Here is a 17,412-nt window from a genome sequence, read left to right as displayed (position 1 = left end):
GAGCGTGAGGAGCGATGCGCCGTTTCTTCTGGGTGGATGAGGACTACGCCGTTACCGCGAAGTACCGGGGGTACGTGAATGCGTCACACCGATGGGGTCTGCCGGGCTTGTTGAAGTGCCCCACGTGCGGAGCAACCTGGGGAGGCCTGGGGCACCACTTCCCCGGCGTGGACCTGACACAACTGCCAGAGCATCGAGAGTTCGAGAAGGCCAGACCCGAGCCCTTCCCGGAGTTCACGCGCCTTCGAGAGCTGGTACGCCCCCTGGTGCCTCCACAGGCCGCGCTTCCTCCAGGCACGAGCTTCGGTCCGTTGGTGGGCACTTCGGTCGGAAAGCTCCCGGATTTCGTGTGGCTCCTCGATGTGCTGCTGCTTGACCAAGAGATGGTTGAGCAACTCCAGATCGGAGGACTGCAAGGGCTTCAGGCCTTCCCGACGGCTCTGCGCTTCAAACAGAAGAACCCACCGGAGCTGGTGGAACTCCAGGTGGGCCCGCATGGCATTCTGCACGCCGACTGCATCCCACCAGAGGAACCCCCTCCGTGCGCGACCTGCGGCCGAGCGGGCTTCAGTCGACCCGATGAACCCATCCTGGACGCAGCCTCACTGCCCCCGGAGCTGGACCTGTTCCGATTGGCGAACTTCGCGACGATGGTCATCGGCACCGAGCGGTTCAAGGACGCCGTGCTCCGCCTCGGCCTGGACGGCCTCACCTTCCGCGAACTCCCGACGCGCTAGAACCACGAGCCCCGCGTGAGCTAATCCTTGCCGCTCTCGCGCTGGTTCTCGAAGTGGACGAAGTCGATGAGGAACGTGGCGGCCACGGCCAGGGTGCGCAGGAGCGAGCCGCGCAGCGCCCCGTCGAACTGGACACCGAAGTTGTCCGCGTCCGTGAACATCTCCTTGCCGAAGCCGCTCCACCGCTTGGCGATGGTGCCCACCTCGCGCCCGCCCTCCTCAATCACGAACGTCCACGGACGGAAGAGCGGACCCCTCAAGTGTCCCAATTCCTCTCCACCCGGCCCGAGGATGTCATACGCCCGTGTGAAGAAGCGGAAGCGCTGCCTCACGCTCCCCAGCAGCCGTCCATCGCCGCCCTCCACGTCCATGCGCGCCAGCCAGAAGCGCCACGGCCGGCGCAGCCGCAACGCGACGGCGCCCGAGGGCGACTTCAGCTCCATCGTGAAGGGGCGTTTGGCCTTGAAGAAGTTGCGCAGGAGCAGCAGGCCCAGCCCGCTGCCCACCTCGCCCGCGAAGAAGACCGTCTCTCCGTCGTCCCCCACCACCTGGTACTTGTTGCGTCCCTCGAAGCCGGTGAGGATTTCTCCCCACTCCTTCACCTGACGGACGCGCAGCGCGCGCTGATGTTGAAGGGACGCGAGGGCGGTGGAGTCGACGGTCATGGGCGCCTTCCGGGCAGGGCACTGCGAGACGGCGTGATTAGAACTGACCCGCCAGCGCCATGCCCGCGCCTTCCCTGCCCATGAGGGTGGGAGTCAACATCACCTGGGGCAGCCGAGGCGCATCGAAGTTGCGCGTGAGATAGGCCGTGAGGGCCAGTCCGCCCAGGGCACCCACGCCCGCGCTGATGAGGATGGCGTCGCCGTTGTCGCCGTCGTTGCCTCCCGCGAAGGTGTACATGGTGCTGGCGCCGAGCAGCCCTCCGACGATGCCGCCCGCGTCGATGAGCAGCATGCGGCCCCGGGACACCGGCAGGCTGCGCGACAGCACGGCGAAGCCGATGATGCCGGCGGACGTCGCGGCCAGCTCGGCGGCGAAGAAGGACTTCGTGTTGTCGCTCTCCGACGTCGCCAGGAACAGGGCCGTCACCACGCCAGCCCACAGGCCGCCGGAGTTGGCCATGGACACCTGACCCGCCGTGGGATTCACGAGGTTGGCGAGCAGGACGCCCACGCCGGTGAAGCTCGCGCCGCCGACGATGACGGCCCCCAGCGCATCATCGTCCTCCAGGTCGAAGGCCAGCATCGACGCGATGCCGAACCAGAACCCCCACACAGTGCCGGAGTTGATGACGGCCGCCTGCCCGGAAGTGATTCCACCTTGCGAGAGCAGGAGTGCGCTGGTGACACCTGCGCCCGCTCCGAGCATGGACGCGGCCACGTAGTTCTGGTCCCTGCATTCGGCGATGGCGCACAGCAGGAGGCCCTGCGTCGCGCCGTGCAGCGTCTGCACCACCGTCAGCGACGCGACGGCGCCGCCCGAGCGACGCTCCGTGTTCTCGTAGACCGCGGCCTGCGCCAGCTTCGCGCCAGGCTTGAGCCGGGCCCGGGTGAGCCGGCCGAGCTCGGAGGCGTAGGGGTGCTGCGGGCAGACGGAGAGGACCTCCGCGAAGGCCTCCGAGGCCTCGCTGTCCTTGCCCCGGATGAGCGCGTCGAAGCCCTCGTTGTAGCGAGCCTCCGCTTCGGGAGGGCACGCCTCGGGTGAGGTCATCAGCGGCGGAGCCGTCAGGGACTCAGGGGAGAGCCCCGCTGGGGAATCAGGTCCGGTCCGCGCTTCATCCACGACTTGGGTGGCACTGAGCGCGACGAGCAGGAGGGTGGTGAGCATCATGGGCGTCACCCACTCTATGCGACGACCCCGGCCCGTCCACGAGGGAGAGGCCGAGGTCGCCGGGGACTTCGGGTGATGTGTCTCAGGCGCGCCGCGTCAGCGAGCGGCGAGGGTATCGACGTGCTGACGCAGCTCGGCGTCGTTGCCCAGTCGGCCGTTGAGCCCGGCGAGGGGCTTGGCGGCCTGCTCGATGCGACCCCGGGTGCGCGGGCCCGCCGCGACGAGCCAGGCCACGCCCAGGGCCAGCTCCGCGACGTCGGGGCTGCCGGTGAGCTGCGAGGCGAGGGTCAGCAGGGCCTCCACCGCCTTCTTCACCTGGGCGCCGTGCAGCGCGTGGCTGCTGGTGATGCCCTCGCGCAGCAGCTCCAGCAGGGCGAGCGCGGTGGCTCGAGCCTGCTGCACGGGCTCCGGCCCGGAGCCGGTCCCCGCCCACAGTCCGTTGGCGAGCTGTCGTCCCAGCAGCGCCTCCGCGCCCGCTGCGTGGGAGGCGACGTCACGGGAGCGCTCGGAGGCGCCCTCCTCCTGCTCGGAGGCCAGGCCGACCGCGGAGGCGTCGTCATCGTCGGAGAACTCGGGGGCCGCCAGGGACTCCTTCCGGGAGACTCCGCCGAAGATGGCTCCCAGCAGGCCGCCGTCCTTCTTCTTCTTCGCCATGTCGGGGGCCTGGGCCGACTTGCTGACCATCCTCCGGCTCTCGAAGCTCGGAGCGGAGTCCGCGAGCGGTGCGGGGGGCGGCGGGGGCCCTCCCGCGGAAGCCATGGCGGGCGCGGCGGCCATGGGCGCAGGAGCCGGGATTCGCATCGGCGCCCCGGGAGGCGGCATGACGGGCTGGTGCGGCCCGCCACGGCCGCGAGCACCGGGGCGCTGGACGACGGGAGCGACCTCGGCCTCTTCGTTCTTCTGCGTGCCGAACATGGCCCAGCCCGCGGGAGCATTCACCGGGACGACGCGCGTCTCCGGCTGACCCGAGGCGCGCCTGTCACCAGTGCGCTCCTCCACCACGACGAAGGACGTGTAGCGCGTGACAATCTGGTGCTCGACGGCGAGGTCGACGATGCGCTTCTTCATGGACTCGGCGCGGCGGCCGGTGAGGCCCGCGGCCTCCCAGCTCTTGATGCGCTCGGCGGCCCACAACTTCTCCACCGCCGGACGGTCCGACTCGGCGAGGAAGTTCACGTTCACGGTGAGCACGAAGGGCTCGCGGCCGGAGCGGCCCCGCAGCGTCACCTTGCCGGTGCCCGGCGTGGGGTAGCGACCCAGCAGGGTCCAGGGAACGCCGTCGACCATCGTCGGCAGCTCGGCGGGAGCCAGCTCCGTGCCTTCGATTCCCTCGAAGGTGACTTGCAACTCAGTGACGCGAGGCGCGAGCGCGCGGGAGAACTGGGCGACGACCTTGTCGTCGATGCGCTCGCCCGGATGGATGAACTCCACGTCGCCGCCGGTCTGCTTCGCCATGTCACGCAGCAGCGCGTCGCTGACGTTGGTGCCGATGCCGAACGAGTACACGCGGGCGGACTTCCGCTCGGCGAGTACGGCGCGGAGGATCTCCTCCTCGTTGCCCACCTGTCCGTCCGTCAGGAGCACGAGCACGCCGTCCGGCGCGGTGCGAGCCGCGGCCTGCATGGGCCCGAGCAGCTCGGTGCCGCCGTCGGCCCGGAGTGCCGCTACCCACCGGTCCGCCTCTTCCAGCATGCGCTGGGTGAAGGGCACGGGCAGGGGCTGGAAGGAGCGGAAGGAGCTCTCGAAGGCGATGACGTTGAAGCGGTCGCCTTCACGCAGGTGGCGCAGACACAGCCGGAGCGCGGCCTGGGCCTGGGGCAGGCTCTCGCCGTCCATGGAGCCGGAGACGTCCACCAGGAAGATGACCTCCTGCTTGGGGGGCGCGGAGGCCATGCCCAGCAGGTCGGGCACCACGGTGAGGGCGAACGTGCCGGGCTTGTCGCCCTTGCGGTGCGTGGCGAGCGGGGTGAAGACGGCGCTCGAATCGGAGCTGCGCAGGGAGAGGACCAGGTCGCGGTCCAGGGACACCTCGCCGCGAGAGAAGCTCACCCGGGCGCGGGTGCCGCTCTCGCGGGTGACGGTGATGGCGTGCGAGGGGCTCTCGACGATGACCTCGCGGCCCAGGTCCACGAGCAGGTCCATGCGCAGGCCGTAGTGCACCTGGCCGATGGGAGGAGAGATTCGGTCCGCGTCGGGGACGCGCTGCGTGGGCTCGACGCTGCCGTGGCCGGTGCGGTCTCCGGCGGGGTTGCCGGGGATGTAGCGCGGGGCGACGAGCGTGGGGAGCATCCACCGGACGCTGCCCTCCTCGGCGGTGACAGCCTGGAGGAACTCCACCTCGATGAGGGTCTCTTCGCCGGGGAGGAGGTTGCCCACCTGGGCGGTGAAGACGTTGGAGCGCTCCTCGTCGAGCAGGGCGGCGCCATGGCCCGCGGTGACGGCGTCGTCATAGGCGCGGAAGGCCTCCTCGCGCTCCTTGACGATGCCCTCGACGCGGCGGCCCGCGCACGTCATGGAGAAGGCGGACAGGGTGCCGTCAGAGGGCAAGGGGAAGGTGTAGACGGCCTCGATGGGGCGCTGCTCGTCGTTGCGGTAGCGCTGGCGAACGCGCACGCGCGCATGTCCGCCGAGCAGCTCACCAGTGACTTCGACGCCCTGGAGGGGGACCTGCGCGCCCTCGCGAGTGAACAGCCCTGCATGCTCTTTCGTCATGGCTTCTCCTTGTCCTGGAACTCTTCGATGAGGGCCCTCACGCGCTCGGCGAGGGCACGAACCTTGGCATCCGCTGAATCCGCTACGTGCAGCTCCAGTCCGGGGATGAGCTCCCAGCGCTGGTAGCGAGTCGTCGTCGTGGGACGCGGGCCGGTGGCCGGCGGTGCCACGATTTGTGAATCGGTGGGGCTCGTCGGCCCGTACGTGGGCGGAGTCGGGGTGACGTCCGACTCGGCGAGCTTGCGCAGCTCGTCGAGCGACAGGCGCTGGAGCTCCGCCTGGATGGCATCCAAGGGCAGGAACCAGGCTTGAAGGACCCGGATGGCCTTGAGGCGGACGACGTGCTCCTCGCCATACACGGTGTCCGGACCCCGGAAGGGCGGCGCGGGGAGCAGACCCCGCTGGACGTAGTAGCGCACCGTGCGTGGCGAGACGCCCGCCTCCTCGGCCAGCTCCGCCAGCTTCCACTCACTCTGTGTCTTCCGCGTGTTCACGAAGCAGACAGTATGATTCGACACTTTAAGTGTCAAGTCATCAGTGTCGAGTTTCTGCGGGCGTAGTGTCAAGATGTCCGGGTGGGCATATGTCGGACTGCGCAGTTCGAGTGTCGAGATGGACTGTCGAGTTCAGAGGGGAGCAGGGGGGCGAAGGGTGGGTTGCATGGGGGAGGGGAGGGGTGGAACAGAGGGGGGATGAACGGTGTGTCGGATGGGTTGGACCTCTCGTCGATACGGCTGATTGGGACGGCGGTGACGCCGGCGGTGATGGTGTCGGCGTGCGGAATCGTGGCGACGGGGTTGGACAACCAGATTGCGCGGATGACGACGCGGATGCGGGAGATGTTGAGGGAGGCGCGTCAGTTGCCGGACGGGAGCTCGCGGCGGGACTTGTTGCGGCAGGAGGTGGTCATCCTGGACCGGCGGCACGCCATCCTCGCGAGGGCCATCGCGCTGACGTACACGGCGCTCTTGGCGTTCGTGGTGACGTCGTTGCTGTATCTGACGAAGCGTCAGCTCGACATCCCGGAGTCGCTGCCGGTGGTGTCCTTCGCCATCGGCGTGTTGTTGCTGGGCGCGGTAGCGGTGCTCGCGCTGGCCTCGCTGCGCTTGAGCCGGCTGGCCATCACCCTGGAGCGGGAGGAACTCTTCGGAATCACGCGCCCGCCCCCGCGCCTGTAGTGGCCCGCGTCAGGTGAGGTTCTCGGCGGGAGGCCCGTCCTCGTCGCCGTGTCCATTGGAGTGGCGTCTGTCATCCTCGCCCGAGCCGAAGCCGCTGCGAGCCGCCGCGGCGCCGACGGCGCGCAGGATGTCGAGCGGGATGGGGAGGATGGTGTGATTGCCGCCGGTGGTGATTTCCACCAGCGTCTGTAGATAACGGAGCTGGAGCGTGGCGGGGTTGCGGCTGAGCACGTCCGCGGCCATGGCGAGCTTCTCGGCGGCCTGGTGCTCGCCCTCGGCGGCGATGATTTTCGCGCGACGCTCGCGCTCGGCCTCGGCCTGTCGAGCGATGGCCCGCTGCATCTCCGGGGGCAGGTCGATGTGCTTCACCTCCACGTTGGAAACCTTGATGCCCCACGGGTCCGTGCGCGCGTCGAGCACCTGCTGGATTTCGTGGTTGATGCGCTCGCGCTCGCTGAGGAGCTGGTCCAGCTCCACCTGTCCCAGAATCGCGCGGAGCGTTGTCTGCGCGAGCTGGCTGGTGGCGTAGAGATAGTCCTCCACCTCGAGCACGGCCTTGTCGGCATGGATGACGCGGAAGTAGACGACGGCGTTGACCTTCACGCTGACGTTGTCGCGAGTGATGACGTCCTGGGGCGGCACGTCGCGAGCCACGGTGCGCAGGTCGATGATGACCATGCGCTCCACGAAGGGGATGAGCCAGCGGAAGCCCGCGCGCTTCAATCCCACGAAGCGGCCGAGCCGGAACACCACGCCGTTCTGGTACTCGTTGACGATTCGCACGCCTGACATGAACAGCAGGAAGACGATGCCCAGCGGAATGAGGAACCCGAGCAGCCCGAACACGTTGGTCATGTCTTCACCTCGTCGACGAAGAGGGTGAGCCCTTCCACGCGCCGCACCACCACGTGGGCGCCGCGCTGGATGGGGGAGGGAGAGGTGGCGCGCCAGCGCTCACCATGGACGAACACTTCACCGCTCTCGGGAGAGACGGGGGCCAGCGTGGTGCCCTCCTCGCCCACGAGTCCCGCGTCTCCACCGCGCTGGGGCAGGCGCCGCGTCTGAGCGCTCCGCCACGCGATATAGGCCGCCGCACCCGCGAGGACCAACGTGGTGGGAATCAGCCACGCCCACGACACGCGGAAGGACCGGTCCACGAACCAGTCCGGGTCGAAGCGGTCCACCAGGAACAGCCCTCCCAATCCCAGCAACAACACACCCGTGGCCCCGAGCAGTCCACTGGTGACGAACAGCTCCGCGACGATGAGCGCCGCGCCGAGCAAGAGGAGCAGCAAGGCCCCCGCACTCACGGGCAACGCTGACGAGGCCACCAGCGCGAGCACCAGCGCCACCAGGCCGAGGAGTCCGGGAGCGATGCCGCCGGGATGGGCCAGCTCGACGACCAGTCCGAGCGCGGCCATGAGGAACAGCAGGTAGACCAGCGCGGGATGCGCGAGCGCATGGACCACGCGCTGGGAGAGGCTCGGAGTCAGCTCCACGAGTCGAGCGTCGCGAGTGGACAGCCGCACCGTGTCGCCCCCCGCCACCTGCACCGAGCGTCCATCGGCCCAGGAGAGGAACTCCGACTCGCTGGGAGCAAGGTGCTCCACCACGCGCAGCTCGACGGCCGCGTTCGCGCTGACGGCGACACTGTCGCGAACGGCGGAGGCGGCCCACGCCGCGTTGCGGCCCCGCTGACGCGCGATGCTCTCGGCGAAGGCGACGGTGTCGTTCTCCACCTTCCGGGCGAGCTGCGAGCCACCCGCCGCCTCCGGGTCCTGTCCGGTGACCCCCGCGACGGGATGCGCCGCGCCGATGTTGGTGCCGGGAGCCATGGCCGCCAGATTGGAGGCGAGGGTGATGAAGACGCCCGCGCTGCCCGCATGCGCACCGGAGGGGCCCACCCAGACGAGCACCGGCACGGTGGAACCCAGGAACGCGCGGACGATGGCGCGAGTGGCCTCCAGCGAGCCGCCGGGAGTGTCCAGTCGAACCAGCAGCGCCGAGTGTCCCCCCTGCTCCGCGCGCCGAACGCAGTCGGCCAGATAGGCGCCCGAGCCGGTGTCCACCACGCCTTCCAGCTCGCAGCGCGCCACGGTGGAGGAGTCCGACGGAGTGCTCGGTAGTGGTCTCGCCGCGAGCAGCCCCAGGGCCAGCATCATCAGGGCACAAGCGGCCCTGATTCTCCCCAACTGGCTGTGGCGTGAGCGTGGCAAGTCACACCTCCTGAAGCGAACGCTTGCCCACCACCCGCATGGCCCGAAGCTCCGAGGTGTGAGGACACTCCCGAGCAACGGTGGTCATGCCTTGCTCAAGCTTCCCGAGTCGGCTCGCGCATGTCTGGTATCGGGCACGGGGAGTGAGCGCTCGCACGCCGGGATGCTTTCCGGGTGGTCGGTGCGAACGAGAGGCAGCAGATTTGCTGCTCGCCAAGACTCGAAGGGGAGGATTCATGCGCCGCGTCGTTCTCATCGCCGCCCTTTGCCTGGCCGCCGTGCCGATGGCTTGCAAGACCACGCAGCCCGCCGGAACTGATGAGCAGGAGCCGCTTCAGGGACCTGACCAGGTGAGGGAGCCCGTGCAGACCGTGCCGGACAATCCGCCCGGGCCCGCCACGCCTCTTCCCGACCAGCCCGACGCGGGCACGACGGAGACGCAGACACAGCCCCAGTAACGGAGCGCCGCGACGAGTCGCGAGCCAGGAGCATGCTCCCGGCCGTGCCGTCTCCGTGCACGGGGGCCGACGGTCCTCGTGACACCGCCCCTCCGCTCGCGCACAGTTCTCGCGACTCGCGTGGAGACGAAGCCCGACGCGGGGCAGGCGGAGGCGCACGGTGGAGACGACAGTCTATCTGGCAGAGCGAATCTGGACGCTGGATGCGACGCGCCCGCTGGCGCGAGCCCTGGCGGTGCGAGACGGACGTGTCGTGGCGGTGGGCACGCGCGACGAGGTGAGGGCCGCCGCGCCCGGTGCGCGAGAGGTGGACCTGGGAGCCGCCACGGTGGTGCCGGGACTGGTGGACGCCCACGCGCATCTGCATGGCCTGGGGCGAAGCCTGACCACGGTGCGACTGGAGAAGGCGCCGTCGGTGGAGGAGGCGCTGCGCCGACTGACGCAGGCACCCGCCTCCAGCTTCCAAGGTGACTGGTTGTTGGGAAGGGGCTGGGACCAGAACGAGTGGCCCGGTGGAGCCTTCCCTGGAAGGGCGGAGCTCGATGCCCTGTTTCCCACGACGCCCGTGTTCCTCACGCGAGTGGACCACCACGCGGCCTGGGTGAACGGTGAGGCCCTGCGCAGGGCGGGCATCTCTCGTGACACGCCGGACACCGAGGGAGGCCGCATCCTGAGGGACACGAAGGGTGAGCCGACGGGAGTGCTGGTAGACAACGCCATGGACGTGGTGGCCGCGGCGATGCCACCGCCCACCAAGGCGCAGTTGGAGACACGGCTCCGCGCGGCGCTGGAGCGCTGTGCCCGGGTGGGGCTGACGGGAGTTCACGACGCCGGCATGGACCTGGATGCATTCCGGCTGCTTCAGCAGTGGGACGCCGAGGGCACGCTCCCGCTGCGCATCTACGCCATGGCGGCGGGCCAGGGTGACGAGCGGCACGCCTATCTGGAGCAGGGCCCCTGGCAGGGGCGGATGCTGACGATGCGCGCGGTGAAGTTCCTGGCGGATGGTGCGCTGGGCAGTCGGGGCGCGGCTCTGCACGAGGACTACTGTGACGAGCCCGGTCAGCGCGGGCTGTTGTTGATGTCGCCCGAGGAACTCGAGTCCCGGAGCCGCGCCTTCATGGCCAGGGGCTTTCAGGTCTGCATCCACGCCATTGGAGACCGTGCCAATACGTTGGTGGTGGACGTGCTCACGCGCGTGTCGGAGGAGACGGGCACGAAGGCGCTGAGGCACCGCGTGGAGCACGCCCAGATTCTGCGACGCGAGGACATCACCCGCCTGGGCGCGGCGGGCCTCGTGGCGAGCGTGCAGCCCACCCATGCCACCAGCGACATGCCCTGGGCGGAAGCGAGGCTGGGCCGAGAGCGGCTCCGAGGCTCCTATGCGTGGCGCAGCCTGAAGGACGCGGGGGCGAACCTCGCCCTGGGCAGCGACTTCCCCATCGAGAACCCGGACGTCCTGGCGGGGCTGTACGCGGCGCGCACCAGGCAGGACGCCACGGGCAGACCGGAGGGTGGCTGGCTGCCGGAGGAGGCGCTGTCGGGGTACGAGGCCCTGGAGGGCTTCACGCGGGGGCCGGCGTGGGCGTCCTTCGAGGAGGCCCGGCGCGGCGGGCTGGCACCAGGGCAGGACGCCGACTTCGTGGCGCTGTCGGTGGATCCGGTGGAGGGGCCCGCGAGGGCGCTGGTGGATGCGCAGGTGCTGGCGACGGTGGTGGCGGGCGTGGAGGTCTATCGCGCCTCGCCGTGAGCACCGAGGACGTCACACGCTGAAGATTTGCGAGCGGGCCGCCTCGGCGATGGCGACGACGGCGGGGTGCCGCAGGCGTCGCTCCACGGTGATGGCGTAGAAGCAGGTCTCGATTTCGTCGGTGCGGCCGATGACGGAGCAGTTGTACTCGCGCTCCATCTGCGACTCGATGACGGAGGGCATGGCGAAGACGCCGTGGCCGCTCTGCCCGAAGGCCTGGAGCAGGGCGCTGTCGTCGAAGTCGCCAGCGATGAGGGGACGCAGTCCCTGGCGCTCGAACCAGAGGTCCAGCGAGCGGCGCACGGAGGACTCGTCCGAGGGCAGCAGCATGGGCGCGCCGTCGAGCGAGCGGGGGAAGTCCTTCTTGAGATGCCGCAGGCTGTCGGCGGCGAAGAAGGACACGCCACACTTGCCGAGCAGGTGGTTGAAGGAGCGGACGCTGACGGGCTCGGAGCTGGGCGCGTCGGCGAGCACCACGTCCAGTTCATGCAGGGCGAGCGAGGCGAGCAGCTGGGGCAAGGGGCCTTCGCGGCAGATGATGCGCAGCGAAGGGCCTGCTTCGAGCGCGGGCTTGAGGAGCTGCTCGGCGACAAGCTTGGGAATGACGTCGAGGATGCCCACGTTGAGGCGCAGCTGCTGGCCGGGGGGCAGACCAGCGACCACGTTCTTCAGCTCGTTGCCCAGGCGGAAGATTTCATCGGCGTAGCGCATGACGGTGCGCCCCACGTCGGTGAGGACGAGCTTGCGGCCCTGTCGCTCGAAGAGCTTGTGGCCGAGCGACTCCTCCAGCAGCTTGAGCTGGCTGCTGATGGTGGGTTGAGCGAGGTGTAGTTCTTCGCCGGCCTTGGCGATGCTGCCCGCCCGCGCAACCGTCCAGAAATACAGGAGATGGTGGTAGTTGAGCCAGCTCATACCCATAGAGATAACCGATGGGTTGCGTTCAAACTACCTAATTTTCTTAAGAATGGTCCTGGCTTATCTCTACGTGCATTCGCGGACGAGTTCTTCGCCCCGAAGAGACCGGAGGAGGTCCATGGAAGCCATCAACGTGAGCGAGTCCTGCGAGTCCCTTGAGCTTGAGGTGCTCCGCGAGGCGGTGGAGACGCGGGTTCGGGAGCACCTGGTGCTGGTGGAGCGGCTGGCGTGGAAGTACCGGTGGACGGGGTTGCCGCTGGACGAGCTGGTGGCGGAGGGGAACGTGGGGTTGATGGAGGCGGCGGGCCGGTTCGAGGAGCGGGGGATTCCGTTCGGGGCATACGCGAGCCAGTGGATTCGGGCGCGCATCCGGGCGTACGTGAGCCGCAACTGGAGCATGGCGGGGGGGCGGGCGCCGTGGGTGGTGTTCCAGCTCCGGCGGGAGCGCGCGCGGCTGGAGGCCCGGTGGGGGGAGGGTCATCCGGAGGTGGTGCGCCGGCTGGCGGGGGCCCTGGGGAAGAAGGAGGAGGACGTGGTCCGTGCGACGGAGTCGTTGGCGAGGGACCTGTCGCTGGACGCGCCGGTGACGCAGGACGGTGAGGTGACGCGGCTGGAGGTGTTGGAGGGGGAGGGCGAGCCGCAGGAGGAGGTGGTGGACCGGGCGCAGTGGGCGGCGAGGCTGCGGGCGAGCGTGGAGGCGGCGTGGCCGGAGCTGGACGCACGGGAGCGGGCGCTGGTGGAGGAGCGGATGCTGGCGGAGGAGGCGGCGAGCGCGGAGCTGCTGGCTCGGCGTTTCGGGGTGACGGCGGTGCGCATCCGGCAGATCGAACAGGGGCTGAGGGCGAAGCTGAAGAAGAGGCTCACCGCGAGTCTGACGACCTGGGACGCGGAGGCCATGTCCCGTGCCGCATGACGAGGGGAGGGGGCGCCGGGAAAAGGGTGCTTGACGGCCCTGGGAAGTGCTCGATATGAGAGCGCGGCCTCTCGCGGTGACCCGTACGCCCAGGTAGCTCAGTCGGTAGAGCAGGGGACTGAAAATCCCCGTGTCGGTGGTTCGATTCCGCCCCTGGGCACACAGAGTTGAAAAGTTTGGGGCCCTGGACTTCGGTTCAGGGCCCTTTCTTTTTGCCCGGAGTGCCGGACGAACGACCACTTCCCCCAAGGACGCCGTTCGTCGGTTCTACGCGAAGCTCGACGAGGCCATCCGGACCGGCGACTTCGACGTCCTCGATGGAGTCATCCAGCTCGATGCCGTCGACCACAACCCGGACCCGGACATGGAGTTGGGGCGCGATGGAATCAAGAAGGGGTTCGCCGGACTGCGGACCGCGATGAGCGATATCCGCTTCACCATCGAGGACCTCGTCGCCGAAGGGGACAAGGTCGCCTGTCGTGTTACGACCCAAGCCACCCATCACGGGCCTTTCCTGGGCTTCGCCCCGACGGGCCGGACCATCTCCTACACGGTCATAGACATCCTGCGCTTCTCCGATGACGGCAAGCTGCTGGAGCGCTGGGGACTCATTGACGAGGCGACCCTGCGCCAGCAGCTCAGCGCCGGTCAGCCCCGCTGACCATCAGTCGGCGAGAGTCCAACGGTCTGTCTGTTCATCCCAGTGAGCGCTTCCCTGGTAGTGCCAGGGGGCTTCAGGCGCCTCTCGGGTGAAGACGAACGCGGTCTCCCCGGGCCTCCGCTCCGCGATGCGCGACGCCAGGACACCGGGTTCCGTGAACGCACTTTCTCCCGTGGCGAAGAGGAACAGGTGGCCTTCGTGTCGTCCGGTCTTCGGGACTTTGGTCAGTCCGAAGCGAGCCATGAGCTGCTCATCGGTGAGTTGCGCTCCGCGCTCGGGGCCCACGCGCTCAGGGGGCACGACCTCAACCAGCAGGGCGATGGGCACCATGTCCGCACCTGCCTCCGATGTGGCGTGGTTGGGATTGTCGGACCGGAGAGCCCAGTGGCCCTTGTCCTTCACGAGCCGCTTCACCTGATAGGCATATCCCGCTGCATCCGGGACCTGGATGAGCGCCACCTTTCCTTCCATCTCCTGGAGCGAGAGGTCGCGTGAGTAGCGCATCACCAGCCAGTCGCCGTTCCGAATGGGCCGCTCTCCTCCGTTCATGGAGTCCCCAGAGGCTCTCACCACGAACAGCCCGTCACCTTGTGCCTGGATGGGAAGCCGGACATGTTCCGCATCGGGGGCCTCCTCCAGCGAAAGTGCATGGCTCGCGGCTCCCGCAGCGGCACGCAGGGTGGGAAACGCGACCAATCGCACCGGGCGCATGAAGGCAATCACCGCGGCGTTCACGGGCTCGACCGACCATCCCTCCGTCCGTGGCGTGAAGCGCACGCGAAACGCAGTGCCGGGCTTGCCAGCGCGGTCCCCGAACCATTGCGTCAGGAGCACTGCGAGCTGGTTCTCCGCCGCATCAACCGACTTCGCGACGTTGACGGCGATCTTCACGAAGTTGAATCGCCAGAGTGTTCCGTCAGGAAGCCGGATATCGGTGAGGCCGCTGGGGAGATCCGGACGCTGTTGCCGGTCGGGGAGCTTGAGAATCGGATGACGCCCGTTGGAGATGATCTGGGCCTCGAAGGCCGTCCCTGGAACCTGACCCTGGATGAGTCGGCGACGTCGGTACTGCGCCAGTCGGTATTCGACCAGCTCTCGGGTCATCTCCTCGAAGGCTTCTCGCGTGTCCTCGGACACGGTGAAGCGCGGGACAAGCCTGTCTCCCTCGATGCGGAACCACTTGCCGTCCTTCGTCCACTCACGGACTGGCTCTGTCTTCCAGAAAGCGAGGAACTTCGATGTGCTTGGCTCCCGTGGGTCGTCCAGCGCGGTGACGCCTTCGAGGTCCTGGAGCAACTCGGGTGAGCGCTGGAGGATGGACAGACTCCGGTGAGCAAGCTCGGGCAATGACAATCCTCCCCATAGGGCTTCCGCTTCGAGCAAGGCTTCCAGCAACACCATCTCGAAGCACTTGCTCATCGGTGTGAGTTCGAGGTTCCGGAACCAACCCGACTCTTGCTTCAGGGCGCGTGCCTGCGCTTCCGTCAGGTCCCGCTCCGCTCCCACGAAGTGGAACCAACCCGCGTACTCATCCCGCTTGAGTAGAGAGGCAGGGGAGTGGCCCGAGCGATACAGCTCACCAATGGTGGGACGCTGCCCCCGCAGGGTTCGCAGCTCGCGATAGGCGCGTGCGGCATCCGTTTCCCCCGGGGCCAGGAAGTGTTGGAGCAGCTTCTTGGCCTCCAGCGAGACCTGTACCGAGCAGCCCGGAGGCAACTCGGGCTGTTTGCCATGGACCAGGAAGTCCCGCAGCGAGATGGAGCTCCGGCCCAGCGCCAGCAGGGTGCGCACCCGGTCGAGGAACATCCGATGGTTGCCCACGAAGTCGATGACGGTGACGCGCTGCTTGCCGTCGTGCTTCCGCAGGCCTCGGCCCAACTGCTGAAGGAAGACCACGGAGGACTCGGTGGGCCTGAGCATCACCACACGGTCGATGCTTGGCACATCCACGCCCTCGTTGAAGAGGTCCACCGCGCACACCGCGTCCAGCGTGCCGTTCCCCAGCTCTCGCAGCGCTTGTGCCCGGTCCGCGGAGCCAGGCCCCGAGTACACCGCCGCCACCCGCACGCCCTGCGTGCTCAGCCACTGCTGGACATAGTTCGCATGGGAGACGGAGACGCAGAACACCAGGGTCCTGCTCGCCGCGTGTTCCTCCCAGGCGCGCCACAGCGTCTTCATGCGCGCTTCCGTCTGGACCGCCAACGTCAACGCCTCCGGGTCGAAGCTCCGGCTGCGCCACGGGATGTTCTCGTACGGGATGTCGTCCTTCAGCCCGAAGTAGGCGAAGGGTGTGAGCAACCCTTGCTGGATGCCTTCGCCCAGGTCGGCTCGATAGGCCAGGTGGTCATCGAACAGCCCCAGGACATCACCCTCGTCCGCGCGCTCGGGAGTCGCCGTCAGTCCGAGCAGGAACGCCGGGTCGAGGCGCGAGAGGATGGCGCGGTAGCTCGCGGCGGCGGCATGGTGCACCTCGTCCACGATGACGTAGTCGAAGGGCGCCGCTTCCCGCAGAGCCTGGAGTCCGTCGGGATTCGAGAGCTTCTGGACCGAGGCGAACACCAGCTCGCCCGCGAGTGACGACTTCGCTCCGACATACCAACCGAAGCGCAGCGACGGGAACTGGCGGCGGAACGTCTCCGCGGCCTGGACGAGCAGCTCCTCTCGATGGGCCAGGAACAAGACGCGTGGCTGCGCGGCACGCTCCTCGCCGAAGGCCGCGACGTCCAGCGCGGCCAGCCACGTCTTGCCGAGCCCCGTCGCGAGCACCACGAGCGCGCGCCGACGACCTTCTCCTCGACTGCTCCTCAGCGCACGCAGGGCCTCCTGCTGGAGGAGGTGCGGCTGGCGTGGCGGGAGCGCGGGTTCCTGCTCTACGGTGGCGACAACGCGCTCGGTGATGCGAGCTCGGCGCGCGTATTGCTCGACCCAGTCCGCTTCCAGTGGCGCCGCCCGCTCCCACCACACCTCGAAGGCGTCGACCACTTCCCGCCAGGCCCTCGGGTCCCGGTCCTGTTCGACGCGCAGGTTCCACTCGATGCCTGTCTTCAGTGCGGACCGCGAGATGTTGCTCGAACCCACGTAGGCCACCGCGAGCCCCGGACCCTTGAAGCGCCAGGACTTCGGATGGAAGGAGGACACGCGTGCCTTCTCCACTTCCACCACGCGCGCCTCGAAGTGGCCCCGGGCGCCTCCCTGCAGGACGCTGTCCTCGTCCATCCAATCGAGCAAACGGCGCAGGGCCTCGGCCTGGGTGATGGTCAGGTAGTCGCCCGTGAGGATGCGCACCCGTGCCCCTCGCGCGAGAGCTGCATCCACGGACTGCCGCAGCACCTCCAGCCCGCTGTCCTGCACGAAGGCCGCGAGCACCGCGATGTCCAACGCGCGGGAGAACAGCGGCTCCAGGTGATGAAGGAACGGGTCCTCCATCCCACCCGTGGCGAGGGGCTTCGCCTGCGTGGCCAGGTAGTTGCCCTTGCCTGGGATGACGTGGCGAATGCCGCCTCGTGCGTCCGCGACGTCACCCTGGAACCGGGGGATGACGTGCACATGAAGGTGGAACACCGTCTGCCCGGCCGCCGCGCCCACGTTGACGCCGAGGTTGTAGCCGTCCGGCTTCAGCTCCGCGTCCAGCCCCCGCTTCACTTCGTCCACCAGCGAAAAAAGGGCGCGCTGCTCCTCGGCCGTGGCGTCGAACCAGGTGGCCACGGGCCGCCGGGGAATCACCAGCGTGTGACCGGGACTGGCGGGGGATGCATCCCGGATGGCGAAGGCGAGCGTGTTCGAGGCGACCCACTCGGATTCTGGAATCAGCAGGAACGGGGAGGACACCTCGACACCCTATCCCAGCCACCTGGTTTTTCAGGGCGGACCTGGTGTGCGGCGCACCGTCGCCGCGAGGACGGGCTCAGGGCTCGGAACCTGTCAACGTGAATGAGACAGTGAAACTGAGAGATTAGTGCGCAGCTGTCTGTGAGCTGGGGAGCTGCGCGGGGTTGTTTATCCAGACGGCGTTCGGAAGGGCCTGGGGCTTCGGAGGGCC

14 protein-coding genes and 1 tRNA gene are annotated in these 17,412 nt (G+C 68.5%); 7 read left to right on the top strand and 8 right to left on the bottom strand.

Annotation, left to right across the window (positions count from 1 at the left end):
- Window positions 1–14: 14 nt before the first annotated feature.
- Window positions 15–737 carry a SitI6 family double-CXXCG motif immunity protein gene (gene sitI6, locus LZ199_RS38310; protein WP_253998750.1) on the top strand — a complete coding sequence of 241 codons (723 nt, stop codon included), beginning with the start codon at window positions 15–17 and terminating at the stop codon, window positions 735–737.
- Window positions 738–757: 20 nt separating this feature from the next.
- Here sitI6 and LZ199_RS38305 read toward each other — a convergent pair whose 3' ends face one another.
- The 4 genes from LZ199_RS38305 to LZ199_RS38290 form a co-directional block, all read right to left on the bottom strand.
- A complete protein-coding gene (locus tag LZ199_RS38305) occupies window positions 758–1,402 on the bottom strand; it encodes a phospholipid scramblase family protein (protein ID WP_253998749.1) in 645 nt (214 codons plus the stop codon).
- Window positions 1,403–1,439: 37 nt separating this feature from the next.
- A complete protein-coding gene (locus LZ199_RS38300) occupies window positions 1,440–2,570 on the bottom strand; it encodes a hypothetical protein (protein WP_253998748.1) in 1,131 nt (376 codons plus the stop codon).
- A 96-nt stretch (window positions 2,571–2,666) separates the two neighbouring features.
- Window positions 2,667–5,282: a VIT domain-containing protein gene (locus LZ199_RS38295; protein ID WP_253998747.1), complete on the bottom strand. Its 2,616-nt coding sequence runs from the start codon at window positions 5,280–5,282 to the stop codon at window positions 2,667–2,669.
- Complete coding sequence (locus LZ199_RS38290) at window positions 5,279–5,776, bottom strand: helix-turn-helix domain-containing protein (RefSeq protein ID WP_253998847.1); 498 nt, start codon at window positions 5,774–5,776, stop codon at window positions 5,279–5,281. The genes LZ199_RS38295 and LZ199_RS38290 overlap by 4 nt, the downstream gene beginning before the upstream one ends.
- A 198-nt stretch (window positions 5,777–5,974) precedes the next feature.
- On the opposite strand from LZ199_RS38290, the gene LZ199_RS38285 reads away from it, so the two are divergent.
- Window positions 5,975–6,460 (top strand): DUF2721 domain-containing protein, encoded by a 486-nt coding sequence (locus LZ199_RS38285; RefSeq protein WP_253998746.1) that lies wholly within the window; start codon window positions 5,975–5,977, stop codon window positions 6,458–6,460.
- A 9-nt stretch (window positions 6,461–6,469) separates the two neighbouring features.
- Here LZ199_RS38285 and LZ199_RS38280 read toward each other — a convergent pair whose 3' ends face one another.
- Together LZ199_RS38280 and LZ199_RS38275 are read right to left on the bottom strand one after the other, a co-directional pair.
- Complete coding sequence (locus LZ199_RS38280; protein ID WP_253998745.1) at window positions 6,470–7,315, bottom strand: slipin family protein; 846 nt, start codon at window positions 7,313–7,315, stop codon at window positions 6,470–6,472.
- Entirely contained in the window at window positions 7,312–8,676 is a 1,365-nt protein-coding gene (locus LZ199_RS38275; protein ID WP_407667309.1) for an NfeD family protein, read from the bottom strand. Before LZ199_RS38275 ends, LZ199_RS38280 begins: the two co-directional genes overlap by 4 nt.
- Before the next feature lie 236 nt (window positions 8,677–8,912).
- Between LZ199_RS38275 and LZ199_RS38270 the strand changes: the two genes are divergently transcribed.
- Together LZ199_RS38270 and LZ199_RS38265 are read left to right on the top strand one after the other, a co-directional pair.
- Window positions 8,913–9,134, top strand: a complete 222-nt coding sequence (locus LZ199_RS38270; protein ID WP_253998744.1) for a hypothetical protein — start codon at window positions 8,913–8,915, stop codon at window positions 9,132–9,134.
- 160 nt (window positions 9,135–9,294) lie between these two features.
- The gene (locus LZ199_RS38265) at window positions 9,295–10,884 is read left to right on the top strand and encodes an amidohydrolase (protein WP_253998743.1); all 1,590 of its coding nucleotides are present in this window, start codon (window positions 9,295–9,297) and stop codon (window positions 10,882–10,884) included.
- A gap of 12 nt (window positions 10,885–10,896) precedes the next feature.
- Here LZ199_RS38265 and nhaR read toward each other — a convergent pair whose 3' ends face one another.
- The gene (gene nhaR / locus LZ199_RS38260) at window positions 10,897–11,796 is read right to left on the bottom strand and encodes a transcriptional activator NhaR (RefSeq protein ID WP_163863185.1); all 900 of its coding nucleotides are present in this window, start codon (window positions 11,794–11,796) and stop codon (window positions 10,897–10,899) included.
- A 121-nt stretch (window positions 11,797–11,917) separates the two neighbouring features.
- On the opposite strand from nhaR, the gene LZ199_RS38255 reads away from it, so the two are divergent.
- The 3 genes from LZ199_RS38255 to LZ199_RS38245 all read left to right on the top strand — a co-directional run bounded on the left by LZ199_RS38255 (window position 11,918) and on the right by LZ199_RS38245 (window position 13,373).
- Window positions 11,918–12,712, top strand: a complete 795-nt coding sequence (locus LZ199_RS38255; protein WP_253998742.1) for a sigma-70 family RNA polymerase sigma factor — start codon at window positions 11,918–11,920, stop codon at window positions 12,710–12,712.
- An 87-nt stretch (window positions 12,713–12,799) separates the two neighbouring features.
- Window positions 12,800–12,872, top strand: a tRNA-Phe gene (locus tag LZ199_RS38250).
- A complete protein-coding gene (locus LZ199_RS38245) occupies window positions 12,843–13,373 on the top strand; it encodes an ester cyclase (RefSeq protein WP_253998741.1) in 531 nt (176 codons plus the stop codon). The genes LZ199_RS38250 and LZ199_RS38245 overlap by 30 nt, the downstream gene beginning before the upstream one ends.
- Before the next feature lie 3 nt (window positions 13,374–13,376).
- Here the strand turns inward: LZ199_RS38245 and LZ199_RS38240 are convergent, their stop codons facing one another.
- Complete coding sequence (locus tag LZ199_RS38240; RefSeq protein ID WP_253998740.1) at window positions 13,377–17,201, bottom strand: DEAD/DEAH box helicase family protein; 3,825 nt, start codon at window positions 17,199–17,201, stop codon at window positions 13,377–13,379.
- Window positions 17,202–17,412 lie beyond the last annotated feature (211 nt).

It is taken from the genome of Myxococcus qinghaiensis (assembly GCF_024198215.1).
Taxonomy (GTDB): domain Bacteria; phylum Myxococcota; class Myxococcia; order Myxococcales; family Myxococcaceae; genus Myxococcus; species Myxococcus qinghaiensis.
This window is presented reverse-complemented; position numbering and strand designations above follow the sequence as displayed.